General features: G+C 42.7%; 29 protein-coding genes, 4 tRNA genes and 1 riboswitch. Of the genes, 17 read left to right on the forward strand and 16 right to left on the reverse strand.

Annotated features, from left to right (window positions below; all coding sequences use genetic code 11):
* Positions 1 to 13: 13 nt before the first annotated feature.
* From ispE to NDN13_RS09910, 10 genes are all read left to right on the forward strand, one after another.
* The gene (ispE, locus tag NDN13_RS09865; RefSeq protein WP_251118106.1) at positions 14 to 844 is read left to right on the forward strand and encodes a 4-(cytidine 5'-diphospho)-2-C-methyl-D-erythritol kinase; all 831 of its coding nucleotides are present in this window, start codon (positions 14 to 16) and stop codon (positions 842 to 844) included.
* 1 nt (position 845) lies between these two features.
* Positions 846 to 920, forward strand: a tRNA-Gln gene (locus NDN13_RS09870).
* Positions 921 to 948: 28 nt separating this feature from the next.
* Positions 949 to 1,023: transfer RNA gene (locus tag NDN13_RS09875), tRNA-Gln, on the forward strand.
* An 18-nt stretch (positions 1,024 to 1,041) separates the two neighbouring features.
* Positions 1,042 to 1,116: transfer RNA gene (locus NDN13_RS09880), tRNA-Gln, on the forward strand.
* Between the two features lie 85 nt (positions 1,117 to 1,201).
* Positions 1,202 to 1,276, forward strand: a tRNA-Gln gene (locus tag NDN13_RS09885).
* Between the two features lie 37 nt (positions 1,277 to 1,313).
* Positions 1,314 to 2,267, forward strand: a complete 954-nt coding sequence (locus NDN13_RS09890) for a ribose-phosphate pyrophosphokinase (protein ID WP_004655249.1) — start codon at positions 1,314 to 1,316, stop codon at positions 2,265 to 2,267.
* Between the two features lie 97 nt (positions 2,268 to 2,364).
* Entirely contained in the window at positions 2,365 to 2,661 is a 297-nt protein-coding gene (gene rplY, locus NDN13_RS09895; protein WP_004655250.1) for a 50S ribosomal protein L25, read from the forward strand.
* A 19-nt stretch (positions 2,662 to 2,680) separates the two neighbouring features.
* Entirely contained in the window at positions 2,681 to 3,262 is a 582-nt protein-coding gene (pth, locus tag NDN13_RS09900) for an aminoacyl-tRNA hydrolase (RefSeq protein WP_004804964.1), read from the forward strand.
* 139 nt (positions 3,263 to 3,401) lie between these two features.
* Positions 3,402 to 3,782 carry an aspartate 1-decarboxylase gene (gene panD, locus NDN13_RS09905; RefSeq protein WP_004655255.1) on the forward strand — a complete coding sequence of 127 codons (381 nt, stop codon included), beginning with the start codon at positions 3,402 to 3,404 and terminating at the stop codon, positions 3,780 to 3,782.
* A gap of 189 nt (positions 3,783 to 3,971) precedes the next feature.
* Positions 3,972 to 5,762, forward strand: a complete 1,791-nt coding sequence (locus NDN13_RS09910; protein ID WP_251118107.1) for a patatin-like phospholipase family protein — start codon at positions 3,972 to 3,974, stop codon at positions 5,760 to 5,762.
* A gap of 13 nt (positions 5,763 to 5,775) precedes the next feature.
* On the opposite strand, the gene NDN13_RS09915 is transcribed toward NDN13_RS09910, so the two are convergent.
* Entirely contained in the window at positions 5,776 to 6,954 is a 1,179-nt protein-coding gene (locus tag NDN13_RS09915; RefSeq protein ID WP_251118108.1) for a hypothetical protein, read from the reverse strand.
* Between the two features lie 11 nt (positions 6,955 to 6,965).
* Positions 6,966 to 7,181: a hypothetical protein gene (locus NDN13_RS09920; RefSeq protein ID WP_251118109.1), complete on the reverse strand. Its 216-nt coding sequence runs from the start codon at positions 7,179 to 7,181 to the stop codon at positions 6,966 to 6,968.
* A gap of 185 nt (positions 7,182 to 7,366) precedes the next feature.
* Positions 7,367 to 7,526, forward strand: a riboswitch (FMN riboswitch).
* Between the two features lie 98 nt (positions 7,527 to 7,624).
* On the opposite strand from NDN13_RS09920, the gene ribB reads away from it, so the two are divergent.
* The gene (ribB, locus tag NDN13_RS09925; protein WP_004655262.1) at positions 7,625 to 8,284 is read left to right on the forward strand and encodes a 3,4-dihydroxy-2-butanone-4-phosphate synthase; all 660 of its coding nucleotides are present in this window, start codon (positions 7,625 to 7,627) and stop codon (positions 8,282 to 8,284) included.
* 49 nt (positions 8,285 to 8,333) lie between these two features.
* Here ribB and NDN13_RS09930 read toward each other — a convergent pair whose 3' ends face one another.
* Positions 8,334 to 9,008 carry an HAD-IA family hydrolase gene (locus NDN13_RS09930; RefSeq protein ID WP_251118110.1) on the reverse strand — a complete coding sequence of 225 codons (675 nt, stop codon included), beginning with the start codon at positions 9,006 to 9,008 and terminating at the stop codon, positions 8,334 to 8,336.
* Between the two features lie 93 nt (positions 9,009 to 9,101).
* On the opposite strand from NDN13_RS09930, the gene NDN13_RS09935 reads away from it, so the two are divergent.
* Positions 9,102 to 9,869 (forward strand): hydroxymethylpyrimidine/phosphomethylpyrimidine kinase, encoded by a 768-nt coding sequence (locus NDN13_RS09935; RefSeq protein WP_251118111.1) that lies wholly within the window; start codon positions 9,102 to 9,104, stop codon positions 9,867 to 9,869.
* A gap of 67 nt (positions 9,870 to 9,936) precedes the next feature.
* Here NDN13_RS09935 and lysM read toward each other — a convergent pair whose 3' ends face one another.
* From lysM to NDN13_RS09965, 6 genes are all read right to left on the reverse strand, one after another.
* Entirely contained in the window at positions 9,937 to 10,410 is a 474-nt protein-coding gene (gene lysM, locus NDN13_RS09940; protein ID WP_004804950.1) for a peptidoglycan-binding protein LysM, read from the reverse strand.
* 207 nt (positions 10,411 to 10,617) lie between these two features.
* Positions 10,618 to 10,854 carry an acyl carrier protein gene (gene acpP, locus NDN13_RS09945; protein ID WP_004655272.1) on the reverse strand — a complete coding sequence of 79 codons (237 nt, stop codon included), beginning with the start codon at positions 10,852 to 10,854 and terminating at the stop codon, positions 10,618 to 10,620.
* Between the two features lie 86 nt (positions 10,855 to 10,940).
* Positions 10,941 to 11,675 (reverse strand): 3-oxoacyl-ACP reductase FabG, encoded by a 735-nt coding sequence (gene fabG, locus NDN13_RS09950; protein WP_251118112.1) that lies wholly within the window; start codon positions 11,673 to 11,675, stop codon positions 10,941 to 10,943.
* Positions 11,672 to 12,664: an ACP S-malonyltransferase gene (gene fabD / locus NDN13_RS09955; RefSeq protein WP_251118113.1), complete on the reverse strand. Its 993-nt coding sequence runs from the start codon at positions 12,662 to 12,664 to the stop codon at positions 11,672 to 11,674. Before fabD ends, fabG begins: the two co-directional genes overlap by 4 nt.
* A 197-nt stretch (positions 12,665 to 12,861) precedes the next feature.
* A complete protein-coding gene (gene rpmF, locus NDN13_RS09960) occupies positions 12,862 to 13,047 on the reverse strand; it encodes a 50S ribosomal protein L32 (RefSeq protein WP_004638135.1) in 186 nt (61 codons plus the stop codon).
* Positions 13,048 to 13,122: 75 nt separating this feature from the next.
* Positions 13,123 to 13,683: a YceD family protein gene (locus NDN13_RS09965; protein WP_004655280.1), complete on the reverse strand. Its 561-nt coding sequence runs from the start codon at positions 13,681 to 13,683 to the stop codon at positions 13,123 to 13,125.
* Between the two features lie 96 nt (positions 13,684 to 13,779).
* On the opposite strand from NDN13_RS09965, the gene NDN13_RS09970 reads away from it, so the two are divergent.
* Positions 13,780 to 14,442, forward strand: a complete 663-nt coding sequence (locus NDN13_RS09970) for an elongation factor P hydroxylase (RefSeq protein ID WP_251118114.1) — start codon at positions 13,780 to 13,782, stop codon at positions 14,440 to 14,442.
* Positions 14,443 to 14,529: 87 nt separating this feature from the next.
* On the forward strand, positions 14,530 to 15,147 hold the full coding sequence (locus NDN13_RS09975) for an L-threonylcarbamoyladenylate synthase (RefSeq protein ID WP_004655282.1): 618 nt from the start codon (positions 14,530 to 14,532) through the stop codon (positions 15,145 to 15,147).
* A gap of 41 nt (positions 15,148 to 15,188) precedes the next feature.
* On the opposite strand, the gene NDN13_RS09980 is transcribed toward NDN13_RS09975, so the two are convergent.
* Positions 15,189 to 15,644, reverse strand: a complete 456-nt coding sequence (locus NDN13_RS09980) for a hypothetical protein (protein WP_251118115.1) — start codon at positions 15,642 to 15,644, stop codon at positions 15,189 to 15,191.
* A 53-nt stretch (positions 15,645 to 15,697) separates the two neighbouring features.
* On the reverse strand, positions 15,698 to 16,414 hold the full coding sequence (locus NDN13_RS09985) for a GNAT family N-acetyltransferase (RefSeq protein ID WP_251118116.1): 717 nt from the start codon (positions 16,412 to 16,414) through the stop codon (positions 15,698 to 15,700).
* Between the two features lie 241 nt (positions 16,415 to 16,655).
* Here NDN13_RS09985 and NDN13_RS09990 point away from each other — a divergent pair, with 241 nt between their 5' ends.
* The 3 genes from NDN13_RS09990 to rluB are packed head-to-tail and all read left to right on the forward strand — an operon-like array spanning position 16,656 to position 19,036.
* Complete coding sequence (locus NDN13_RS09990; RefSeq protein WP_016541723.1) at positions 16,656 to 17,450, forward strand: segregation and condensation protein A; 795 nt, start codon at positions 16,656 to 16,658, stop codon at positions 17,448 to 17,450.
* Positions 17,447 to 18,046: an SMC-Scp complex subunit ScpB gene (scpB, locus tag NDN13_RS09995; protein ID WP_251118117.1), complete on the forward strand. Its 600-nt coding sequence runs from the start codon at positions 17,447 to 17,449 to the stop codon at positions 18,044 to 18,046. The genes NDN13_RS09990 and scpB overlap by 4 nt, the downstream gene beginning before the upstream one ends.
* A gap of 42 nt (positions 18,047 to 18,088) precedes the next feature.
* Positions 18,089 to 19,036 carry a 23S rRNA pseudouridine(2605) synthase RluB gene (gene rluB / locus NDN13_RS10000; protein WP_251118118.1) on the forward strand — a complete coding sequence of 316 codons (948 nt, stop codon included), beginning with the start codon at positions 18,089 to 18,091 and terminating at the stop codon, positions 19,034 to 19,036.
* A gap of 51 nt (positions 19,037 to 19,087) precedes the next feature.
* Here rluB and NDN13_RS10005 read toward each other — a convergent pair whose 3' ends face one another.
* The 5 genes from NDN13_RS10005 to NDN13_RS10025 are packed head-to-tail and all read right to left on the reverse strand — an operon-like array spanning position 19,088 to position 26,797.
* Complete coding sequence (locus NDN13_RS10005) at positions 19,088 to 20,821, reverse strand: ABC transporter ATP-binding protein (RefSeq protein ID WP_251118119.1); 1,734 nt, start codon at positions 20,819 to 20,821, stop codon at positions 19,088 to 19,090.
* A 12-nt stretch (positions 20,822 to 20,833) separates the two neighbouring features.
* Positions 20,834 to 21,976 (reverse strand): ABC transporter permease, encoded by a 1,143-nt coding sequence (locus tag NDN13_RS10010; RefSeq protein ID WP_251118120.1) that lies wholly within the window; start codon positions 21,974 to 21,976, stop codon positions 20,834 to 20,836.
* A gap of 10 nt (positions 21,977 to 21,986) precedes the next feature.
* Entirely contained in the window at positions 21,987 to 22,925 is a 939-nt protein-coding gene (locus NDN13_RS10015) for an ABC transporter permease (RefSeq protein WP_171549427.1), read from the reverse strand.
* 12 nt (positions 22,926 to 22,937) lie between these two features.
* Positions 22,938 to 24,956, reverse strand: coding sequence for a M3 family metallopeptidase (locus tag NDN13_RS10020; protein ID WP_251118121.1), 2,019 nt, complete (start codon positions 24,954 to 24,956; stop codon positions 22,938 to 22,940).
* 26 nt (positions 24,957 to 24,982) lie between these two features.
* Positions 24,983 to 26,797 (reverse strand): ABC transporter substrate-binding protein, encoded by a 1,815-nt coding sequence (locus NDN13_RS10025; RefSeq protein ID WP_251118211.1) that lies wholly within the window; start codon positions 26,795 to 26,797, stop codon positions 24,983 to 24,985.
* Positions 26,798 to 26,811: the final 14 nt, after the last annotated feature.

The raw sequence follows: 26,811 nt of genomic DNA on the forward strand, positions 1-26,811 counted from the left end.
TTAGATTGTTTATATGATTAGAGTGCCTTCTCCTGCCAAATTGAATTTATTTCTGCATATCACGGGTCGTCGTGACAATGGTTATCATGAATTACAAACCATTTTCCAACTGATTGATTTATATGATTGGATGACGTTTGAACCGATTGCAGAGCCAACTATTCAAATTGAGGGTCTAAGCGAAGTCACTCTTGAACAAAACTTAATCTATCGTGCTGCACAGCTACTCAAACCACATGCAAAAAAAATCTGTGGCCTAAACATTGCCATTGAAAAAAATATTCCTATGGGTGCAGGTCTCGGTGGCGGGTCATCCAATGCCGCCACCACTCTGATTGTGCTCAACCAACTCTGGCAGTGCGATCTAAATGAACAACAATTGGCCGAGTATGCGGTACAGTTGGGGGCGGATGTTCCGATCTTCGTTTTAGGTCGAAATGCATGGGCTGAAGGCATCGGTGAACATTTATCATTCATAGACTTAGCTCAAAAAAAATTCATAATCTTAAAACCTGACTGTTTTATCAGCACTCAACAGCTTTTTTCGCAAAAAACATTGACAAGAGATTCTAAGATCACTACATTTTGCGCCTATCAGTTACAACCTTCTAATTTTGGAAATAACTTTGAACCTCTGGCTCGACAGTTATACCCTGAAGTAGATGAAGCGATGCAATATTTAGATCAATTTGGTCTAGCAAAGCTTACAGGTACAGGTGCTTGTGTTTTTACTGAAGTAACCGATGAAATGGATATAGAGCAAATTTTGCAAAACGCGCCTTGTAAAGCTTACTTGGTCAACAGTTTAGCAGAATCACCTCTCAAACATTTTGAAGTTACCTGATAGGGGCGTCGCCAAGTGGTAAGGCACCGGGTTTTGATCTCGGCATCCGTTGGTTCGAATCCAGCCGCCCCTGCCAATTTTCACCTGTAGATGTATGTAATATTAGGGGCGTCGCCAAGTGGTAAGGCACCGGGTTTTGATCTCGGCATCCGTTGGTTCGAATCCAGCCGCCCCTGCCATTACATTTCATCGAATTTAGGGGCGTCGCCAAGTGGTAAGGCACCGGGTTTTGATCTCGGCATCCGTTGGTTCGAATCCAGCCGCCCCTGCCATATCTTTAGACAGACTTGTTTTGCATTGATATTTGCTCAAATATATTGACATTATCCTGTAAAACCATTAAAGTTCTGCCGCATTAGGGGCGTCGCCAAGTGGTAAGGCACCGGGTTTTGATCTCGGCATCCGTTGGTTCGAATCCAGCCGCCCCTGCCATCCAAATTCATTATAAGCCAACCGCCAAGGGTGCTTCATGCCCAATCTTGTCGTTTTTAGTGGAAGTGCTCATCCACAGTTCGCCCAAAAAGTCGTAAGCCATTTACATATTCCACTCGGTGCTGCTTCTGTAAGCAAGTTCTCTGATGGAGAAATTTCAGTTGAAATTACTGAAAATGTTCGTGGTAAAGACGTTTTTATCGTTCAATCTACTTGTGCGCCTACCAATGATAACCTAATGGAAATCTTGGTTATGGCTGATGCTTTGCGTCGCGCAAGTGCTGGTCGTATCACTGCAGTAATTCCGTATTTCGGTTATGCACGTCAAGATCGTCGTCCGCGTTCTGCTCGTGTACCTATTACTGCTAAAGTTGTTGCAGACATGCTAACAACGGTAGGTATTGACCGTGTGGTAATGATCGACTTACACGCAGACCAAATTCAAGGTTTCTTCGATATTCCTGTTGACAACATCTATGGTACGCCAGCGTTACTTGCTGACTTACGCCAGCAACAACACCACAATCTTGTGGTTGTTTCGCCTGACGTCGGTGGTGTCGTTCGTGCCCGTGCTGTTGCAAAACAAATGGGTGATATCGATTTAGCTATCATCGATAAACGTCGCCAAAAAGCAAATGAATCACAAGTGATGCATTTGATTGGTGATGTAAAAGATCGTGACTGTGTCATCGTTGATGACATGGTAGATACAGCAGGTACGCTTTGCAAAGCTGCGGATGCACTCAAACAATTTGGTGCACGCCGTGTCGTTGCTTATGCGACTCACCCTGTTTTATCTGGCAAAGCGATTGATAACCTTCGTAACTCTGTGATTGATGAATTGGTTGTTACAGACACCATTCCTCTTTCAGATGAGGCACTGAACCTAGGCAAAATTCGCCAAGTTTCTGTTGCAAGCATGGTTGCTGAAACAATTCGTCGTATCAATAACGAAGAATCTATTAGCGCAATGTTCGATAGTTATCTATAATAGCCCAGCTTTTTTTCTTAAACCCTAGCTCGCTAGGGTTTTTCTATCACTAAACTGGTCGCAAGTTTAGTTATTCAAACTCAATGAGGATATGCCCATGGCAAACTTCGTATTAAACGCTCAAGCACGTGAAGTAGCACAACAAGGGAAAGGTTCGAGCCGCCGCCTTCGCCACGCTGCTCAAATTCCAGCAATCATCTACGGTGGTAGCGCTGAGCCTGTAACCATTACTTTAGAGCTTCGTGAAATCGTTAAAGCTTTAGAAAACAACGCTTTCTTCGAAGAAGTTATCGAAATCAAAATCGGTGACAAAGTTGAAAACGTTAAAATCCAAGCGTTACAACGTCACCCAGCTAAAAACACGCCTATGCACGCTGACTTCAAACGCGCATAAGTGTTAAAGGCGTAAATTAGTGTCAAATATTTCGCTAATTGTTGGTTTGGGCAATCCCGGCAAGGAATATGCCCAAACCCGCCATAATGCAGGTTTCTGGTTCGTTGAACAGCTTGCAGATCGTTATGGCATTTCTTTAAAAGCTGATCCTAAGTTTCATGGATACAGTGGTCGTGGTCAAATCGAAGGTCATGACGTCCGTTTATTACTCCCTACCACTTTTATGAACCGTTCTGGTCAAAGTGTCGTCCCTTTCGCGAAATTTTATCAAGTTGCACCTGAAGCAATCCTGATTGCGCATGATGAACTGGATATGAATCCTGGCATTATTCGTTTGAAAACAGGTGGCGGACACGGTGGACACAATGGTCTCCGCGATATCGTTCCGCATATCGGTGCTAATTTCCATCGTCTACGTATTGGAATTGGACATCCAGGTGCCAAAGAACGCGTTTCCGGTCATGTGCTTGGTAAAGCACCTAGCAGTGAACAAGGCTTAATGGATGCAGCCATTGACCATGCCCTATCTCAAGTGAAAATGCTTGTTGATGGACAAGTGTCTCAGGCAATGAATCAAATTAACGCTTACAAACCCGCTTAAACTGAATTGTTGATCAATCCCGCTTGCCATATTGCATTTTTAAGCGCAAAATGCGCATCAAACCGCCTATAGCCCGCGGAAAACGTGACAAGTCAACCATAAGATAATCATCTTAGGTCTTACTCAGGAGACGCTAGCCATGCTATCTCGTTTATTAAAATGTAAAATTCACCGTGCAGTTGTGACTCATGCAGAGCTTCATTATGAAGGTTCTTGTGCAATTGATGGCGTATTAATGGACTTAGCAGGGATTCGTGAATACGAAGAAATCCACGTATGGAACGTCACTAACGGCAAACGTTTCACCACTTATGCAATCCGCGGTGAAGATGACTCAGGTATTATTTCAGTGAATGGTGGCGCAGCCCATCAGGCTGATGTTGGTGATTTAGTGATTATTGCGACTTTTGGTGATTTTACTGAAGTTGAAGCCAATCTTCACAAACCACGTTTAGTTTATGCAAATCCAGACAATACAGTGAACCACACTGCCAACTGTATTCCTGTACAAATTGCATAAACCATAAAAGATTCCTCAAAAGCCATGAGCCGCAGCTCATGGCTTTTTTATTGCAAGAATACAGCCCACTCAAGCACTCGGACAAAATACAAAAACACTGAAAAATAAGGCCAAGTTTTACCTAAGCAAACTTGTAAAATAGCCCTAAAATTTGTTCAATAAAAAGACAATAAAGATAATTTGAACAATATGGATATTATTAGTGTTATTCGTAAAGTCAGTCTCTTTGCTGATCTAGATCATGCAATGCTTGAGACATTGCTGCCCTTTTGCCATATCCGTCATTTACAAACAGGACAACAACTGTATTGTGCCCATGATATTGCCGATCATGTCTATATTGTTGCCTATGGACGCGTCAAACTCACCAGCACAGCAGGGCTATTGACCTATTATGGTCGTCATGAACTTGTCGGTGAAACAGGTGTGATTTCCAATCAGCCACATCATTGCACAGTCAATGCTGTTCGAGATACAGCCCTTGTCGGAATTCCACAACAACAATTTCTGGATTTCATTCATCAACATCCCAAAGTGCTGTTTGCCTTATCTCGCTTGATCATCAACCGCTCTCAACCTGAACAGCAACATTGTCATGTAATGGGAAGTAGCCGAACACTTTCAGTCATCCCTGTCTCTGCACATATCCCTGCCACCCATCTGGCTGAAAAACTAACCGAACATTTACAACGCTGGCCGCATGTACGTTTGGTGACTGCAGCGCATATTGATGCGCTATTTGGGGTAGGTTTTAGCCAAACCCCATTAGATTATAGCCCTGAGGATTTACAACTAAGACAGTGGCTCGCCAGCTTAGAAGAAAAACATTGCTATGTCCTTTATGCTGCCGATAATAGTGAAGATGAATGGTCAAAGCGCTGTTTACATCAGGCGGATCGAATTTTGATTCTGGCGGAGGCCAACCAAACACCAACCCAAACCCCTCTCTCACATGTCCTCAGTCAACACGACTGGCAAAGCCCCATTGAATTGGTGTTATTGCGTTCCGAAGGTGATCCTTCACCACATACCCTGATCTGGAAACAGCTCTATCATGCTCGTGCCCATTACTTTGTCCATCCTTGGGCACAGAATGATATCTGTGCAGTGGCGCGTCAGATTTCCAGTCAAGGGGTAGGTTTGGTCCTTGGTGGTGGCGGTGCGCGAGGTTTTGCCCATATCGGTTTGATTCGGGCTTTGGAACAACTGCATATCCCGATTGATATTGTCGGTGGTACCAGTATGGGAGCCTTTGTCGCAGCACTGGTAGCCTGTGGTTTTGACAGTGTAGAAATGACCCATATCGCCTATGAGACTTTTGTGGCACGTAATTATCTCAATGATTACACCATGCCACGGGTTTCCCTCATTCGGGGACAGCGTTTCCACAGTCGTCTGCATGCCATCTTTGGGCAGCGACGGATCGAAGAACTCAGACAAACTTATTATTGTATTTCTACCAATCTCACCACAGGACAAGCCGTGATTCATGATCAAGGTGAACTCGCCACTTGGGTCGGTACCAGCATGAGTGTGCCCGGTGTTGCACCACCCGTCGCATGGCATGAAAATCTACTCTGCGATGGCGGCGTGATTAACAATCTCCCCACCGATGTCATGCAAAACCTAGAACGAGGCACCATTATTGCCAGCAATGTCAGCCTGCATGATGATATTCGAGTTCCCGGAATTGGTTTAGAAGAACCAGATCAGAGCGCCCTGCTCAACTGGAATAAAATTATTAAAGATAAATTGTTGCACGCACCACGACTGGCAGAAATCTTGATGCGTACCGCTACCCTAGCCAGCGATACCATGATTCAAAGTGCTGCGATTGAACGCGCCAATTTACATATCCGCATGCCAATTGAGGGGATCGGTATGTTTGACTGGCACAAACTGGATGAACTGGTTGAACGCGGTTATGAGCACGCGCTTGAAATGCTATTGCCTATTCGGGAAACTTTACCGAATACATAAGCAATGCGTTGAGTTATATATGAGAAGACTGAATCTGGTAACGATCCAGTAAAGCATCTAAATACCGGTAGGTTTCAGGATCTAATTGCTGCATATAGCCATCAAGAATAGCATGACATTGTTGCTGCTTTTCAACAGGCATACGTCGGATGATGTCAAAAGTCACTTCCCATTGTGAACGTAACAATGATGCATAAGCAATATGATGCAACACGTGCTCATCAATTTGTGCAATCGCTGTCGCCACCACTTCTCTTGCCTCATCATGCATATAATTCACAATCACCAGCATATCGGTCCATAAATCACAACGATCAGCGGCCTCTACGATACTCTGGATAATCTCTACTCGCCTTAATGCAGGCAAATTGGCAACAAAACTCTGTGCTTGCGCTGACAGGCAAGCGACCACAGGTAACATATCTTCCCATAACTGATCTTCCTGTGTGGCTTGAATAATGGCATTGACCACAGGCTCCCCTTGCAAAACTGCTAAATCACCTAACTCCTGCTTCAAGCCATAACTGATATAACTCATCAAGGCCAAAACTTTAGGCCAAACTAAGCGCTGGGCTGGATCACCAATAATCAATAAGGCTTTCTCAATCCGCTGTTTCGGCAACACATGCACCAGATGGTCAATTTGCTCACGTGACTCAATAAAAAAAGCAATTTCCAATAGATCACTTTCACTCTCGACCACTTGCGCCACATCTTGTAATACCGCATCTGACAACATACTGACAAAGCGACCGATCGTGACAAAATCCCGTTGCTCCAGTAGAACTTTAGTGATGTCTGTAATCTGATGGGTGGTGAGATAGCCCAATAATTCTCTTGCCAAGCGCGGGTCTAAATACACTGAAATTGCTGCAACCGTTTTAGCAGGTAGATGCTTTACGATGCGATAAGAACTCTCTGTCGATAAATACACTGCAATTTGGGCGACAATAAAGGGCTCTAAGAAATGTTTGACCATAAACACACTGATCCAGCGTGGCAACCAATTCACCCATGCAGCTAAATAACGGAAGCGTTTTTTCTGCTGGTTTTGCAATCGCTCTAATATGGCAAAACGGAATTGTCGTAAATTTTCGGGTGCCAAAGGCTGCAAAAAAGCCAATTCTGATGCATCAACCTTCAAAATACGCGCCAATTTGATAAGCTCTGCCTGTACTGCAAGTCGAGTCATGGCTGTGCTCCCTATGCCTTATCTCGAAACAGCCAACGCAGAAAAAAAGGAGTTTGATACAAACTCTGATTCATTTTCTGATCTTCATTATCTAGGGTGTGTTGTAATTGTTGATTGAGCCAAGTCAAATCCTGTTGGGTCAATTGAGAAAATGCTTTAAGACTCATCACAGGCCGATGTAATTGTTGTGCTAATTGTTCCAGCTCAGATTTTTCTATCTTTTCCATGCCCAAACGCTCCGCATTATTGTTGTTTTATCTTTCGAGTGTATGCTCAATTTAAAGCCATTGCCAGTTTCACAGATCGGCTGCAAGACTGGCGTGACGACTCAGCTTATTTTTTCATTTTTATAGAACGATTCATTCTATAAAAAGTTGCCTTTTCTCATAAAAATCTGGCTATAATCAAGGCACATCGCTTCAGGGCGGGGTGTAATTCCCCACCGGTGGTAAGTTAGGCATCACAATCAAATGACCTAATCAGCCCACGAGCCTGTATATATATTTATATATACTCGCAGATTTGGTGAGAGACCAAAGCCGACGGTATAGTCCGGATGAAAGAAGACGAAACCACTGAAACACGCTTTTTGCGTTGTTTTTGTGCACGCTTATTTTTTACATCAGTCCTGAAATGTTCAACCGTATCCTATTTACGAGAGCGTTTCATTATGTCTAGTTTAATCCAACCCGAACTGTTCTTTTCAGCCCTTTCCCCTGCTGAACAACGTATTCAACAAGCTTTAGAAGATATCCGCCAAGGCAAACCTGTATTGGTGATGGATGACTTCGACCGTGAAAACGAAGCTGATTTGATTATTGCTGCTGAAACCTTAACCGTCGAAACCATGGCACAAATGATTCGGGATGGTTCGGGCATCGTCTGTTTATGCCTAACCGAAGCCTTGGCTGACCACTTAGAACTCCCACCCATGGTGGTTGATAATTCAAGCCAGTTTAAAACCGCATTTACGGTGACCATTGAAGCAGCACAAGGTGTAACCACAGGCGTATCAGCCAAAGACCGCGTTACCACCGTTTTGGCAGCCACCAAAGAAGGGGCTGTGGCGAGCGATCTCAGTCGCCCGGGTCATGTTTTTCCTTTACGTGCACGTGAAGGCGGTGTGCTAAGCCGTCGTGGTCATACGGAAGGGACTGTTGATTTAGCGCGTTTAGCAGGTTTAAAACCATCTGGAGTACTGTGTGAATTAACTAATCCAGATGGTTCAATGGCTTCAGGGATTCAAGTACTTGCTTATGCACAAACCCATGGCTTGACTGTAATTAGCATTGAAGAACTGGTGCAATATCGTCTCAAACATAATGTCTGATTAAAATAAAAAGCCTCGATGATTCGAGGCTTTTTTATGTCATCGATAGTTATGACACTTTTCGTTCTGCATTCAGTTCAGCCACTGTTTCAATGAGCTGACTAAACTGTGAAATTTGCGTCACTGGCTGCGCCTGAGCCAATTCTTCTGCTCGACCATAACCATAATTGACCGCAATGGTTTCAATGCCATTGGCTCGCGCGCCAATAATGTCATATTGGCGGTCCCCTACCATAATACAGTGCTGTGCATCCAGTTGTTGTTGTTCAAGAATATAGGCAATTAAGTCCGCTTTATTGGTTCTTTCACCAGTCAGCTCACTACCATACATTTCAGTAAAATACTGATCCAACTGGAAATGAGCTAAGATTTGCTTGGCATAAATAATCGGTTTAGCCGTTGCTAAGAACAAAGCATAGCCCTGCGCCTGTAACTGTTGCAAAGTATCTACCACAGTTGGATATACTTCATTTTCAAACAAACCTGTTACCGAAAAACGTTCACGGTAAGCCAGCAAAGCTTGCTCAGCCAACGCATCATCTTGAGTATTCAGTAATTTTGCCAAAGATGCTTTGAGCGGTGGCCCAATGGTCCAGTCCAAATCAACTTCATCTGCTACAGGTTGGCCTAATTTTTCTAGCGCAAAACGGATTGAACCATGAATCCCAGTTTTGGGGTCGGTTAAGGTTCCATCTAAATCGATGAGAATATTTTTGATCGTCATTCGTTCAATCTCTTGCAGTCTTACACAACAGAGTCGAGAGTTTCTCGAAACTTCCCTATACTACCGTAGATTGAAGAATAAAAGGAAATTGCAGTGCGTCCGACCGTACTTTGTTTTTCAGGTTTAGATCCATCTGGTGGGGCTGGCCTACAGGCAGATATTGAAGCAATTGGACAAAGTGGTGCACATGCAGCCATTGCCTGTACCGCTTTAACCATTCAGAACTCACAACAAGTATTTGGTTTTGAAGCCACTTCAAAGGAATTATTGCTGGCACAAGCCAATGCCGTGGTCGGTGACTTACCGATTAAATGTGTGAAGTCAGGTATGTTAGGCACTACTGATAATATTGCGGCACTGGCTGAATTCTTGCGTGAACACCCAGATTATCTCTATGTGCTTGATCCTGTGTTGGTCGCAAATAGCGGGGGTTCATTGGGTGACCAAGCAACCTTAGTCAAAGCCTTTGTTGAGCTGATTCCTCTGGCAACAGTCATCACGCCAAATACCGTTGAACTAAGAGCCTTAACGGGTTTAGATGATATTGAACAGGCCACACATAAACTGTTTGAAATGGGTGCAAAAGCAGTATTGGTCAAAGGTGGGCATGAAGATACCCCTGATCATATCCGCAATGTACTCTATGCCGATGGCAAAATGCTTGCAGAAAGCCGCTGCCCACGCTTAGAAGGTCAATACCACGGTTCAGGTTGTTCATTGGCAAGCTTTATTGCAGGACGTTTGGCGCTGGGTGATTCTTTAAAAATTGCGGTTCAACATGCAGAAACATGGTTGTTTGGCGTGCTAAAACAGGCAGAAACCCCTGTACCGAATGGGCAAAAGATTCCAAAACGCTTTTAAAACATCCCTCAGCAAATGAATCTTCAATAAAAAAGGCGCATCTTGCGCCTTTTTTATTTCGGGTCAATTACTGTGGAATACGCAGTACTTGACCTGGAAAAATGTCATCTGCATTTTTAAGTAATGGTCGATTGGCTTCGAAAATTTTATTGTACTGGTTTGGATCACCATAATATTCTTTTGAAATCTTCGACAAATTGTCTCCTGATTTCACGGTATAAAACTTACTTTCTGGCTCTGGTGTTTCCACTGTAAGTTGATCATCCACTTGTGCAACATGATCAATATTTCCGACCGCAAGTACAATCTTTTCTTTATCTGCTTGGGTTTTAACCTGCCCTTTAATCGTTGCCGTATCGGTATTGCCATTATATGTGACCGACAAACCATCAATTGGAAGACCTAAACTTTTAATCAAACCTAATAGTTTATTTGCAATCTCTTGAGCTGAGGGTTCAGCTGGTGTTGCTGGTGCAGCTTGTGGTTCAGCTGGTGCTGTATTTTTCTTACCAATACCTTTAACAAAATCAAAAAGACCCATTGTTATTTCCTCTGTAATTATTAACCGCATTTATAGTCAAAATAGACCTACATCTAGTTATACAGAAAAAATAAATCACTCGAGTTTCAATTTAACGCGGTCTTGTAAATATATGTATATGCGTTATAACTTAATGAAAAATATCCTGTTGTAAAACAGATAAGCATAAAAAAGCCACCTTACGGTGGCTTTTATCATGCAAGATAATTAACCAAGTTTCTTAGTTACGTAATCGATTGCAGATTGAACAGTTGTGATTTCATTTGAATCTTCATCTGGAATCGTGATGTCGAAATCGTTTTCGAAAGACATTACAAGTTCAACCAAATCTAAAGAGTCAGCACCTAAGTCATCCATGAAAGATGCTTCGTTTTTAATCTCTTCAGCACGCATACCTAATTGTTCAGCTACAGCTTGTTTGATGCGTTGTTCGATATCGCTCACAGGAATTCTCCTCATTGCTTGTGGCGTTTTAATTTGCCACTAGTTTAATTGAATATAAGATTTTTTAAAAGTTTATACATCGCCACTTAGGCCATGTATAGACCACCATTTACGTGTAAAACTGTACCAGTAATGTAACTAGCCTTATCGCTGGCAAGAAAACTCACTGCATCAGCAATATCTTGAGGTTCACCTAGACGATTTAAAGCTACTTGATCAGTCATTTTTTTACGAATATCTTCGCTTAACTGATCAGTCATTTCAGTGGCAATGAAACCAGGTGCAACACTGTTCACTGTAATCTGACGGCTCCCCATCTCTTTGGCTAAGCTACGACTGAACGCTTCAATCCCTGCTTTTGCTGCTGAGTAGTTCGCTTGTCCAGGGTTAGCAAAGTGTGCAACCACCGAACTGATATTAATAATGCGGCCAAAACGTGCTTTGGTCATGCCTTTCAATACGCGCTTAGATAAGCGGTAAACAGCTTTCAGATGGATATTGAGAATATCGTCCCAATCATCTTCTGACATACGCAGCAACAAGTTATCTTTGGTAATGCCTGCATTGTTCACCAGTACCAGCACTGAACCATATTTTTGCTCAATCTCTGATACCAATGTGTCAATTGCCTCACCTTCACGAACATCGAGTACAGCGCCTGTTCCATGCTCAGCAAAGCTTGCTGTGAGTTTTTGCGCGCCTGCTTCAGACGTCGCGGTACCCACTACAAAAAAACCGTCTTGAATGAGTTGCTGTGCAATCGCTGCGCCAATACCACGGCTTGCTCCTGTCACTAACGCAACTTTTCGTTGTTGTGTCATGCAATTTTTCCTTCTGCCACTAACACTGCGTTTAGGGCATCTTCCATACGTGCTTTGCTATCAATCGCAAATGCTTTTTCTATGTTCGGTAATCGCTTGGCAAGATTACTCAGTACCGTACCAGGTCCACATTCAACCACGTACTGGATACCCTGATCTTGCAGATATTGCATAGTCCGTGTCCATTGTACCGATTGGTACAATTGAGCGGTTAATGCCTGACCTAACCGAGCAACATCTGTCGCGATTTCCGCGTTGACATTTTGTATTACAGGAAGGCGTGGTAGCTCAATGGCAGTTTGTTCCAAAGCTTCAGCAAACTTTTCTGCAGCAGGTTTCATCAAGCTACAATGTGATGGCACAGAAACAGGCAATGCGATCGCCTTCCCTGATTGTTCTTTTGCATCCGCCATCACTTGCTGAACTAAAGCGGTGCTGCCTGCAATTACAACTTGACCTTGTGCATTATAATTTGCCGCTTCAACCGACCCTTGTCCAGCCGCAGAAGCATTGGCTTTTTGACAAAGCTCAATCACTTTTTCATCAGCTAAGCCAAGAATTGCAGCCATTGCGCCTGTCCCTTGAGGCACAGCACTTTGCATCAATTTGCCACGTAAATGAACCAGTTTCACTGCATCAGCCAAAGTCATTGCTTCTGCTGCAACCAATGCGCTGTACTCTCCTAAAGAGTGTCCAGCCAAGTATTTCGGTGCAATACCACCCAGTTCCAACCAAACACGCCACAATGCAATACTTGCAGTCAGCAACACAGGTTGGGTATTTTCAGTTTGGTCTAAACCCTCACCGCTTTGGGCAATCTGCCAAAGATCAAAACCTAGCGCTTCTGATGCTTCTGCAAATGTATCTTTAACGACACTAAACTGCTCTGCAAGTTCAGCCAGCATGCCCGCTTTTTGTGAGCCCTGGCCTGGAAAAACAAATGCTGTTTTTGTTGCTTGAGCAGCCTGCTCAAGTCGTTTAGTCGACATATAAAAATCCTTAAAATGGTCTATCGCCAATTTCATCAACACACATGATTTTACATGAGAATGACAACAGACTCTTTCCCGATGCGGCAATTTACCATTGATTAAATCGTTTTTTAATTGCGAAAAACAACAAAAAAGGGAGCTTTCGCTCCCATTTTTTCTATACTTTAAGCTAACGCTTAATGCATATGGTTCAATTATTCAGCATCAGCTGCTTTAGCGAATAATTGACGACCACGGTAAATACCGTCTTTAGTCACGTGGTGACGACGATGAGTTTCACCAGTAGTTTGGTCTACAGATAATGCATTCTCGGTTAAAGCGTCATGTGAACGGCGCATGTCACGGCGAGAGCGACTTTTACGGTTTTGCTGAACGGCCATGATGGCTCCTTACAAAGATCGAAAAAATGGATCAGAAACAAATTCAGTTGTCTTAACTCAACATTATATCACAAATTATGAGTTAAGTTTACCCTTCAAACTTGCCAAAACATCAAACGGGTTATCCCGCTTTTCTTCGACAACGTCCTGAATGGTAGGTCGATGTTTATGCTCACAAACATCATGCTTGGGAGATAAAGGCATCAACAATAACAGTTCATCTTCTAGTAGTGCGAGCAAATCAATCGAAGCAGGTGTATCAAAATCACCTTTTTTCGAAGACTCGCTTTCACCTAAAACGATGAAATCAGCATCCTCATCCAAGCGCTCTATCAGTGACTCATCATCGATCAAAGCCAAATGAAAATCTGAAACAAGTTCAGTTTCAACAGTATCCAGACAACGCTGGCATTCCATTGGAACTTTCGTTTCAATACGTCCATCTAGCCATACAATGCGATGATATGCATCCATTGATAGCTTACAGTCTACGTTGATCAATCGATCATTAATTGATCCAACAGCTTCACGAGCGATACGAGCAAAGCGAGACAATGGCAGTGTGCCTGACCATGTAAAGCCCTGTTCAGCCCATTTAAACGGCTCAATCTGTGCCGGAAAGGTATTTGCTGACATAATTAAGGCGGCAATTCTACAAATTCATCGGTACTCTGTCAAAGATTAAGATACAATTTTGCACTTCTTTAGACAGAACTCGGGGTAAATTAAGCAATGCACCTGTTGCAGCCGCAACTTGAAGTAACAACTTCATTACTTGTAAGCACCCATTCAACCTCTGCTCCTGTATTAACACCAGATCAAGTGCAACGCTCATCTTGGCAAAAGTTAACATCAGAACCAGAACAGGTCGATTGGCTTATTTTACACTTTAATCACTGGTTTTCCCACCATAATGTCACACTAGTTAAAGGTGATTTTGAACCAGAATATTTCCCAGCGACCAATGAGCAAGCCGCAAGAATCCAATTTGCCCATGGTTTCTTTAATAGTGCCCTACATGAGATTAGTCATTGGAGTATTTCTGGAGAGAAGCGCCGCTTATTGCCCGATCTCGGTTATTGGTATGCACCAGATGGTCGAACGGCCGAACAGCAAGCTTTATTTGAACAAGTGGAAATCAAACCGCAAGCGATTGAATGGCTATTTGCGACTGCATTTGGTCGGAAATTTCGTGTGTCTTTAGATAATTTAACGGGTGATGGTGGCAACGGCCAACAATTTAAAGACCATGTCTATGCACAAGTACAGCGTTATTTTTCTGGTGAAGCCAAATTGCCTCGGGACGCAGCGCATTTCATTGATTACATCTGTCATTGCACCCGAAATAGCACACCGTTACAACTGAATGAATTTAAACGCGAACACCTTGATTAAAAGACAAAATTGTCACATCTAGTGCTTGCAACTTGACCTCAACACGTTTCATACTGAATTTAGCCATATAGATCAGGGAGTTCAACGATGTTGCATTTACATATTCATCCTGAGAATCCACAGGCTCGCTTAATCACACAAGCCGTTGAGCGTATTCGTGCGGGTGATGTTGTGGTTTATCCGACAGATGCAGCCTATGCGATTGGTTGCCAAATCGGGAATAAAAGTGCAATGGAACGGATTGCACAAATTCGTGGCCTAGGCCCTAAGCATCAATATGCCATTATGTGTTGTGACTTATCTGATATTGCAACCTATGCCAAAGTCGATAACGCCATGTATCGCTTATTGAAAAACAATACGCCAGCGGTTACGACTTTTATTTTGCCTGCAACCAGCGAAGTACCAAAGCGTTTAATGCATCCAAAGAAAAAAACCATCGGGTTGCGTATTCCAAGTAATCCTGTTGCACAAGCCTTATTACAAGAACTCGGTGAGCCACTGTTAACCAGTACCTTGATTTTGCCTGACCAAAAAGATCCGCTAGATGATCCTTATGATATTGAAAATCAGTTAGGCAAACGCATAGATGTATTTATCGACAGCGGCTTTGGTACCTTATCCACTACCAGTATCGTGGATTTATCTGGAGAAAATCCTGAAATCGTACGTCGTGGTGTCGGTGATGTCAGTGCCTTTGAATAAGTACTGACATTTATTTATTATTTTTACAGCCGCGCATTAGATTAGGCATACGGAAAGTTAGGACATTCCGCCAGAACTTGACTCGCATTTTGTATTTTCTGGTTGGACTCATTAAAAACTTCTATTTGAAATGAGAGTCTATCTTCAATTAAAAGACCATAAACTTTAGTTCTGGTACTTTGTTTAAGATTCTGAAAAAATTCAAGAACTGCACAGCTTTGCTGTTGAAGCTGCACAACGCTTACACCAGTATCGTTGTTATAGTCTCTAAGTTTCATTGTTACAATAATTTGAGGATAAAGATTAGACGCCTGCATATCCAGACCCCATTTAGCTGCTGCAGGCTTCGAATAATGATTGATGCCACTTACAATCATTCGACCTAAATATTGTCTTAAAAGTTCTTTTTGTACATATGGATGCTGCCAAATGGCAAAGCCTCCAATTATGATCACAGTCACTATGAGTAATAGCCCTACAATTATGTTTCTTTTCATTTAAGTGATATACCGCAATAGTGCTCGTTAAAATGACGGATAACAATCTAGATTTATATTTCAAAAAAATCAGAAAGTCGCTGCTTCTGAAAGCCTTGCGCATCAAAATTATCAGGACTAAGCCATTGCTGATAAATTTTTTCTAAATCAGGCCATTCTTCATCAATGATTGAAAACCATGCAGTATTACGGTTATGCCCTTTAGTCATCCGATCTTGACGAAATAAACCTTCATACTGAAAACCAAAACGTAATGCAGCGGCTTTAGACGGTGCATTACAATCATCACATTTCCATTCAACTCGTCTAAACCCGTATGCAAAGCATTGTTGCAATAATAGGAATATCACTTCAGTTGAGGCTTTAGATTTCTTCATTTTATGCGAAAAATAAACATTGCCTATTTCAATAGCACCCTGCTCTAACCTCGGGTTTAACAAAGCAATCCAACCTTGGATCGTGCCATCAATTTCAATTAAAAAATGAGCCGAACCTTTAAAACCAAATAAATTTTGCAAATCTTGTTTCAGTGAAACTTGGCTTTGTGGTGCTGCATAAGGCAAATACGTCCAACAGGCTGCATTTTCTTCCGTTGCAACAGCATCCCAAATTTGATTCGCAGCCTGATCAGAGATTTCACCTGAAATATGAATCAATTTGACCGATTGCCCATCTAGATTATGTTTAATCGGTTGGTTAGGTTGATGATCGATGGCAAAGCCGACAGTTTGCCCAAATTGATTCTGTTGTGTTTTTAAATAATGTTTCATCGTGATTTATAATAGAAAGAATGGTTTTCGTTGCTAATTTAAGCATAAGTTTTTTCTATGGCCTATGTAATCTTGCATAAATACAGAAAATACCCTGAGAACTTTAAGGTTTTTGTAAGTAGGTAATTTATTAAATTGGCAATTTCGATTAGAATAGAGCTGCTCTTGTAGCATGTGCCTTTCTTTGCACAAAAAATTATATCTTTCATGCTTTTGAAAATTCGCGTGGCTTATAACGGTAATGAACCAAATTCTCCCCCAAACTTTGGAGTCCACTCCTTCCATTCGCGTGCTTGACGAGTGGCAGGAAGTCATACCTGAAGATTTATATATACCGCCTGCCGCGTTTGAAATTTTGCTGGAACAATTTGAAGGCCCGCTAGACTTTCTGATTTACCTGATTCAAAAAAATGGCTTTGATTTATTACAGGTCGATATCTCTCCGATTGCCACTCAATATCTGTCCTATATGGATAGTATGAAATCGCTGAATATTGAGCTGACGGCTGATTATATGGTGATGGCCGCATTGCTTGCGGATTTAAAATCACGCTTACTTTTACCCAAACCAGCTGCTGTTGATCAATTCGAGAAAGATCCAAAACAAGAATTAATTGATCGTTTGGAAACTTATCTACGTATTAAGCAGGCTGCGGAACGATTGGGACAGATGCCAATCTTCGAGCGTGATACTTTTAGCACTAATGTCAGTATTGGGCACATCGCTCCGATTTATGAAGGCTATGATGTTGCCGCCTTACATGATGCTTTATTTTGTGTATTTAACCGCCCTGAACCCATCACCCACGTGGTGGCGCAAGAGCCTGTGTTATTAGAAGAACGTATTGCCTTTATTGAAAGCCAGCTCGCATCAGGTGAGGCATTGAGTTTTATTGAATTATTAAATCCCATGCAAGGTCGTATGGGGATGGTGGTTACATTTATGGCGGTGCTTGAACTGACACGTCAACAAAGAATTCAGATTATCCATACAGGCATTGAAGCTCCTTTAACCATTCAAGGAGTGAGTGCATGAGTTTAGATCAATTTGAGCAAAATGAAGGCATGTCGTTTGAGGACATTCATCATGAAGTATTATTGCAAATTGAAGCGATTTTATTTGCCAGTGACTCCCCAGTTTCGCTTGTACGTCTAAAAGAAGCCTTTCAAAACCAATATAATAAACAGCAATTACGCACGTTTTTACAACAACTGGCGATGTTACAACATGGTCGTTCAATCGAGTTAATTGAAACGGCACAAGGTTTTCGCTTTCAGGTACGTGCCAAATATCGAAATGTTATTGCACAGGTTTGGCCAGAGCGCCCAACCAAGTTGTCACCTTCATTACTCGAAACTGTCGCAGTGATTGCTTACCATCAACCAGTCACACGTGCCGATATTGAGCAGATTCGTGGTGTATCCAACAATAGCCAAAATTTAAGAACGCTTTTCGACTGGAACTGGATTAAAGAAGCTGGTTTCAGAGATTTACCTGGAAGACCTGCGTTGTTAATCACAACGCCCCAATTTTTAAATGCTTTTGGTCTAGCTTCGCTAGGTCAATTGCCTCCCCTGCAGAACGCCAAGGAAGCATTCATGACACTCGACGCACATGCGCCGAAGTCCTGAGAAAGGTGAACTGTTGATCATTATGTCTAAGGTTGTGCTGTCATGAGTGAAAAATTACAAAAGGTTTTAGCGAGAGTCGGGTTAGGCTCGCGTCGCTATATGGAGGAAGTCATTGCTGCTGGTCGTGTCAGCATTAATGGCCGTATTGCCCAAGTCGGTGAACGTATCGAACCAGGTGATGAACTCCGTATCGATGGTCGTAAAGTACAATTCCAAATTGAAGACGAAATTCGTCGTCGCGTGTTAATTTACTATAAGCCTGAAGGTGAAATTTGCTCACGCAATGACCCTGAAAAACGTCCAACTGTATTTGATCATTTACCTCAAATCGCCAATGACCGTTGGGTCATGGTGGGTCGTCTGGATATTAACAGTACCGGTTTATTGTTATTCACCAATGATGGTGAACTTGCTAACCGTTTAATGCACCCTTCAAACGAAGTTGAGCGTGAATACGCAGTTCGTGTCATGGGCGAAGTAACACCACAAATTCGCAATAACATGCTAAAAGGTGTTGAGCTTGAAGATGGTCCAGCCAAGTTTGAATCATTCTCTGAAATCGGTGGTGATGGCATCAACCGTTGGTATCAGGTGGTGGTTAAAGAAGGTCGTAACCGCGAAGTCCGTCGTATCTTTGAATCACAAAGTTTGAAAGTCAGCCGCTTATTACGTACTCGTTACGGCACTGTCATTTTGCCACGTGAATTACGTACAGGTCGTTGGATGGAATTGGATAAAAGCGATATCGACAACTTGGCAAAATCAGTGGAGTTAAAACCACGTCAAGGCACAGGTTTATTTGGTATGGCAAAACGTCGTACTGAACGTATGTCTGAAAAGCCGATGGCAGCACGTCGTGGTGGTTACTTGCGTCAACAACGTCGTGATGATGAACAAGATCAGTCACAGCAACAACGTCCTAGTGGCAATGCAAATAATAACAATGGTCGTAAAACCATTGGTTTCAATAAAGGCTTTAAGAAGTTCTAATTCTTAATCCTGAAATAAAAAACGCTCTAATAAGAGCGTTTTTTATTGGCTTTAAGCATACTGAACCATACCTTGCGGGATCGCATTCAGCAGCTTTTTGGTATATTCATGCTGTGGATGTAAATACAGTTCATCCGAGTTGGCAATTTCAACTAATTCGCCATGATTCATGACCATGACTTGATCAGAAATGTATTTCACCACTGATAAGTCATGCGAAATAAAAATATAACTCAGACCAAACTCGTCCTGTAAATCCTGTAATAAGTTCAGTACTTGCGCCTGTACAGAGACATCCAGTGCAGAAACCGATTCATCACAGATTAAAATTTCAGGCTTTAGGGTCAAGCAACGTGCGATCGCAATCCGCTGCCGTTGCCCACCTGAAAATTCATGTGGATAGCGATCATAGGCTTGCACAGGCAAACTGACGCGCTCTAACAGTTCCAAGGCCATCTTTTTTCGCTCAGCATCATTTTGACCTATGCCATGAATCCGCATCGGTTCCAATAAAATCTGCCCGATGGTAAAGCGTGGATTGAGTGAAGCATAAGGGTTCTGGAAAATGATTTGAATTTTGCGTTGGTACTGACAAAACTCTTTCTCACTCATGGCCAGAATATCTTTTCCACCAATCAAGGCTTGCCCGCCTGTGGCTTCATGCAAACGCATCAACAGTAAACCAATCGTGGTTTTACCTGAACCAGACTCCCCAACTAGCCCCAAGGTTTTACCTTTGGCCAACTGAAAAGAAACACCTTTAACCGCTTCAAATTCTTCTTGCCCCCACAAGCCCTTACGACTATAAAATGACTTTTTCAGGTCTTTGACCTCTAAAACAATTTGTTCATCGCCAGTCAGACCACGCGCACGTTGTTTCAGGTTTAAATCAGATAGATGGGTAGCTTCGATCAGTTGTCCATTTTCATCCAACTGCATAAAATCACTGGTCACAGGCAAACGGTATGGACGAGTCGAGAGCTGTGGACGACAGTGCAACAAAGCACGGGTATACACATCTTTTGGTTGTTCCAGCACCTGTTCAACTGAACCACTTTCCCGAATCTCACCATGACGCATCACGATCACTTCATCTGCGATTTCACCCACCAAGGCTAAATCATGAGTAATAAACAGCATCGACATTTCATGGCGTTGTCGTAATGACTCTAATAAATCAATGATCTGCTTTTGGATGGTGACATCTAAGGCTGTGGTTGGCTCATCGGCAATCAGCAACTTCGGCTCACAGGCAATTGCCATCGCAATCATGACCCGTTGTTGTTGCCCACCTGAAAGCTGACTCGGATAAGCATCGATCTTGGTTTCTGGTGCAGGAATACCAACTTCTTTCAGCAACTCAAGTACCCGTGCTCTGGCCTGTTTGCGTCCCATGCCTAAATGAATACATAACACTTCAGCAATTTGATCTCCCACGGTAAAGACAGGATTCAACGAGGACATCGGTTCCTGAAAAATCATGGCAATATCCTTACCACAAATTTTGCGAATCTCTTTGGCCGATAAATTGAGTAAATCTTTACCTTCAAAGCAAATTTGACTCTGTTCGGCAATTTGACTTTGCCCTTTTGGCAACAGCCCCATCACCGCTAGGGAAGTGACCGATTTACCACTACCCGATTCCCCAACCAGTGCTACAGTTTTATTTTTAGGAATTGAAAATGAAATCCCTTTGACTGTTTCAATCCACTGCTTATTTTCACCCTTAAAGCTGACACGGAGATCATCGACACGTAATAGCGTTGTTTCATTCTGATATTGCATTTTGTCTCTCCACTATTTCAACTTAGGATCTAAAGCATCACGTAAGGCATCGGTAAACATCGAGAATGCAGTGACCAACACCGCCATTGCGATAGATGCCGCAGCCAATTGCCACCATTTACCTAAGATCAATTCGCTTTGCGCTTCATTCAACATACTGCCCCAAGACACCACGCCGACAGGTACACCAAAACCAAGGAAGCTCAGAATGACTTCGGATTTAATGAATGACACCACCAAAATCGAAATCTGTACCAAGGCAATATGGCTCACGTTTGGGAAGATATGTACAAACATACGGCGTAGATGACTCACCCCAATGGCTTTGGCGGCAAGTACATATTCACGTGATTTATGTTTCATATACTCGGCACGGATCAAACGGAATACCCCTGTCCAACCAGTTAAACCCAAGATCAACACAATCGACAGAATGCCTTTTTGTTGCAGGACTGCTGCAATAGCCAGAACCAATAACAAATAAGGAATCGAGGTAAAAATGTTATAGAACCAGTTCAAAACATCATCGACCCAGCCACCAAAATAGCCTGCAATTGCACCCAAAAAAGTACCAATCACCACTGCCAATAACGCAGACAATAAACCGACCAGAATTGAGGTTTCAGCGCCCTTAATGGTTTTTAACAACACATCTTGTCCCCACTTATCCGCCCCAAAAGGCAAAGTGGTTTTGAGCTCTTGTTTTTGATCGAGTAAATGCCCACCGAGTTGTTGATCAATCTGTTGCATATCTTCAGCCAAAGGATCAACCACGCCATAATTATCAATGACTGAACCACCTTGCTGTTCAGCCTGAATTTCCGCATTCAGCTGCTGAATCACGTCTTTTAAGGGATCGACTGGATTTTCAGGCAAAGCGGCTGTGCTTTCACTATTGGATTTAATTTGATCTGACTCTGTATCCGCACCCAAGAAAGTGGGTGGTGCATAGCTGACTGCAACTTCTTTATTCCAGTTTGAGGCAATCACCCCTGTCATCGATAAAGCGAGCAGGATGAAATAAAATAACACCACCAAAAAAGACACCACGGCGATTCGATCTGACTTCAATCGATTCAAGGCCAAATGCCACAATCCTGTTGATGCAGAAGATTCATTCGAGGCAGCTTTGCTTTTAAAAATTGTACTGAGCATCGTCATCCTCCTATTTCAACTGCACGCGAGGATCGAGGAGCTTATAAATCAGATCGGCGATCAAGTTAAAAATCATGGTGACTGCAGCGATATATACGGTAATGGCTTTAATCACTGGAAAATCACTGCGTTCAACCGCAATAATAATTTCCCGACCTATGCCTGGAATACCAAAGAAACGTTCAATCAGGAAAGCACCAATCAATAAGGCAGGCAGACTGGCCATCACTTCGGTGACAATAGGAATCGAGGCATTACGCAATACATGCACACCCAGTACCCTAGACTCGCCTACACCTTTGGCACGCGCAGTCCGCACATAATCTTGGTTAATTTCATCGAGCACGAAACTTCGATATAAACGTAGTGTTGGAGCAATACTCACCACCAACATGATTAAGATCGGCAACAAAGCATAATGGAATAAATTTTGACTGAAGTTATCGCTCCAGCCCTGTACTGGGAACCAACTTAACTGATAGGCCAAAACATATTGGAAGATGATGATATACACCAAGATACTGATCGACATGCCAATGGTACACAGCATCATCACCATGCGATCGGTCAATGAACCACGCACTGATGCAACCGCCAATGCCAAGATGATTGAAATCACGGTTTGTAAAATGGTCAATGGAATCAATAAGGTCAATGATGGGCCTAATCGGGTCAGAATAATCTGTGAGACAGATTCACCTGTACTCCAACTAGCACCATAATCGAAAGTCAGAATCTGTTTAATAAAAATCCACAGCTGTACATAATAAGGTTGATCGACCCCCAACTGTTTACGGATGTTTTCAATTTGCTCAGGGTTGGACATTTTTCCTGCCAAAATATATGCAGGATCGCCCCCCACCCAGTTAAACAAGAAGAAAATCAGCAAAATGACACCCAACATGGTCGGGATCATTTGCCATAGTCTACGCACGACATAAGCAAGCATAATGGCAAATCCTTATTTGACCCGTTGACCTGTAATTTCATTAAAGAAGGCTTTGTTATCTGGCTCTCTGCCTAAGAAGTCTTTGACCAGTTGCGCTGCATTCTTTTGACTGCCTTGTGACAAAATCGCCTGACGGTAGCGTTGTCCCACTTCTGGATTATTCAGGTTATCGCCAAAAGCAGACAACATATCTAAAGCCAAGACTTCAGACCACATATAGCCATAATAGCCCGCTTGATAGCCCATCAAATGTCCAAACTGTCCAGGGAACTCGGTGTTCGGTACATAACCCAATGCGGTTGCCGATTCCATTTTTTTCCAGACATCCATCGGCTGTACTTTGAGTGCATCCGCACCATGTAAAGCCATGTCATATTGTGCATATAGGGTTTGACGTGCATAACGCAGACCACGTCCATAATTATGTACCGATTTAAGACGCTCGATTAATGCATCATCAACACGCGGACAAGCAGGGTCACAATAATCGGCCACTTTAGATAAGGTTTCTTTACGACGCGCCCACTCTTCATACATTTGTGATGGTGCTTCGACAAAGTCGCGTTCGACCGAAGTTCCTGACTGAGCTGAATAACGGGTTTTCGATAAAATGCCATGTAGGGCATGACCAAACTCATGTACAAAGGTTTCCAGCTCGTCACTATTTAAACCTTTGCGGTTAAAGTTGGTGACCAACACTGAAATGGGTTTACGTTTGCTCAGCGTACTGCCGCCATATACCCCCCAGACCGCAGCATGCCCGTACTTGCCTTCACGTGGGAATTTATCCATGTATAGACTGCCAAGGACTTCACCTGTTTTTTTATCAGTGACGTCGTAATATTCCACTTCATCTTGCCATGCACCAACTTTGGCTGGCTTAAATTCGATGCCATAAAGATCAGAAGAAATCGCAAATAGCCACTTTTGTGCGGCTAAGGTTGGGAAATAATCACGCAGTTTTTCTTGGTCAATTTGGTATTTTTCTTTACGGAGTTTTTCACTCCAATAATTGACATTCCAGCGGTTAATTTCAGCTTTTTCTACCGTTGTGTTCAAGGTCTTGGCTTTAAATACACGGAGTTCTTGCACTTCTTTTTGCTCAAGGGGTGCAACGACGTTGTGTACATCGGCCAAGAAAGTGTTAACGGTTTTTGGCGTTTTCGCCATACGTTTCTTTAAGGCCCAATCGGCATAGCTTGGCTGACCAAACAGCTGTGCCAGTTCATAACGTAAGTCGATAATCTGTTTAAGAAGGACTAAGTTCTTTTCTGTACCGCGACGTGTAAATGCAGTTTGATAACGTTTGCGTGCAGCATCACTATCAGCCAACTCCATAAAGGGTTGGTACTCTGGATATTCAAAACCTAATAAGTAATTGCCTTTATCATTTTTCTTTAGGCCTGAAATATAACTATCTGGTAAGCCTTTTAGCTCGGCAGGCGTAAATTCTAATTTTTCTGGGTTATCACGAATATTGCGGGAGAATTCTTGCGAAAGTTTGGTCAATTCATCAAAAATTGTTTTGACCCGTGCTCTTTTTGCAGCGGGGAGCTGTACCCCAGTATCTTCAAAGGCATCAAGAATATCTTGGCGGTACTTAGTATCGATTGCATCGTTGGCTTTGATGTTTTTAAAATGTTGGTATAACTTCGGATTCTGATAAATTTCGGTTTGTAGTTGATTCAGCTTAACTTCACAATCTTCAGCGGCTTGGCGTAATTTAGCATCTGGATCAACGTTGCTATATAAGCTAATCGGCCCAGCAAAATCCTCAAAACTAGCCATCAACTGATCCCACTCCGCCAAGACGGGAGCGGCATCGGATTGCGGTTTGACTGTTTGTTTTTCCAGTTGAGCAATCCGCTGTTTAAATGTCTGTAAGTTGGCATCGCACCATTGTGCACTTTCACTGGTTTTTAAGATCGGTAACGTGCTTCCGATATTTTCAGCCCAAATCCCCTGACTCACTCCTGTAACTGCCATCGATAACAGTCCTAGTGTCGACAACTTCAATATTCTTTTCGCCATGCGCTTTCTCCAATTTAATCTGTTTGTTATTTCTTGTCTTGAATATCGATATACATCCATTCTGCTGGCAGAACAGGGTGTTTTTTATAACCAATCACACGCGGTTGCGCGACCACGGTGCGGTAACGGGTCGACATAAATTGTACGGGCGAATAAAACTCTAACAACCGTGACATTTTGCGATACAACATATCGCGCTCAGGACCATCCTCAAGTCTCAAGGATTGCTCATAGAGACGGTCATATTCGGGTAATTTGAAGCAGGTATGATTGGTTGCATGAATATTTTTGCCATAAAACAACTGCACAAAATTATCTGCGTCAGGATAATCTGCAATCCAAGCCGAAGCCTTAAACATGGTTTTACATTGTTTCTCCGCTTTTAGACCTTCCGCAAAAGGAACAGGCTTCGACACCATATTAATTTTAATATTGGTTAAATCTTTCTTGAGTAACTCGGCCATTTGCATACTTCGTGCGCTGCTGGTCGATGGCATAAACTCAATTACTAAAGGCTTGCCATCAGGTAGAGTTCGCCAACCATCCGGACCTACTTTGTAGTTGTAGCGATCCAATAGCAAATTGGCTGCCTTTACAGAATAAGGAATACTGCTTTTATAATTTGGATCATGCCCTGCTACACCATATGGAATCGGTGATTCTAATTTTTGGGCATTGCCTTTGGCTAAAATCGTAATAAATTTTTCTTTGGAAATTGCCATAGACATGGCACGGCGTAGTGCAATCTTATCTTTGCTAAAACCACCTACTACGGGGTTTTGGATATTCCAATACAAATAATCAATCGAAGGATCTGAGATACGAGACAGTTGGATGCCCTTCTTGGCAAGTTCAGGTTTTAATGAACCATCGGATTGCAAAGCCTGTGCAGGTAATTCACCATCAAGTGTAAATAAATCCAAACCATCTTTTTGGAATGATAGCCAACCCGATTGTGATTCTTCAATGACTTGAATATCGACCACACCAATTTGTGGCATTTTTTTGCCTTGCATCTGTTGTACGATTTTTTGATCTTCAGGAGTGCTGGCCTTAAAGTCCCATGTAAAACCACGATAGTCTGGATTTGCCTTCAATATAATCCGTGAACCTGGTGTCCAATGTGACAGTATATAAGGACCTGTTCCCACAGGCCGTCCCATCACATAGCCCGCCTTATCCCGATATTTTTCAATCACCTCTCGTGCCACTGCACCCGTGGGTTGATGTGCCAACAGCATCGGAAAATTATGATTCGGTTCTTTTAAACGAATGACCAAAGTATAACGATCTGGTGTTTGTATCCCAGCCATCGGCTGATCGTAATTAAATTTTCCTGTTTTACTGGCTTGTTGAATAAAAGGTTCTATTCCCACAATTTTATCTTCGAACAACCAGCTGTTCGGAGAATGCAAATTCGGATCAAGTAAACGTTTGAATGAATACGCATAATCCGCAGCGGTGAGCTCACGTGGCTTGCCTTTAAATGCAGGATCAGGGGTGAAATAAATCCCTTTCTGAATCCGAATGGTATAGGTCAACCCATCCGCACTCACTTCAGGTAAGGCCACTGCCGTTTTCGGTACCAACTTGGCGGGCGAAGCTAAATAATCATAGGTATAGAGCGTTTCAAAAATCGAATACAAGATATGTGCTGAATATAGATCTTGTGTCGCTACGGGATCAAATCCTGTTTCTGCCACTGGAAAGGCATAGCGTAAGACTTTTTTAGGATCGGCTGGGTTTTTCGCTTCTGCAAGCGAGCCCCCAAAACTCAGTGTTGTCCCCAGTAGCAGTGCCAGACAGCTCCGTTGCATCGAAAGTTTTAAATTTTGCTTCATCATAAACGCATCAC

It is taken from the genome of Acinetobacter sp. C32I (genome assembly GCF_023702715.1).
GTDB lineage: Bacteria > Pseudomonadota > Gammaproteobacteria > Pseudomonadales > Moraxellaceae > Acinetobacter.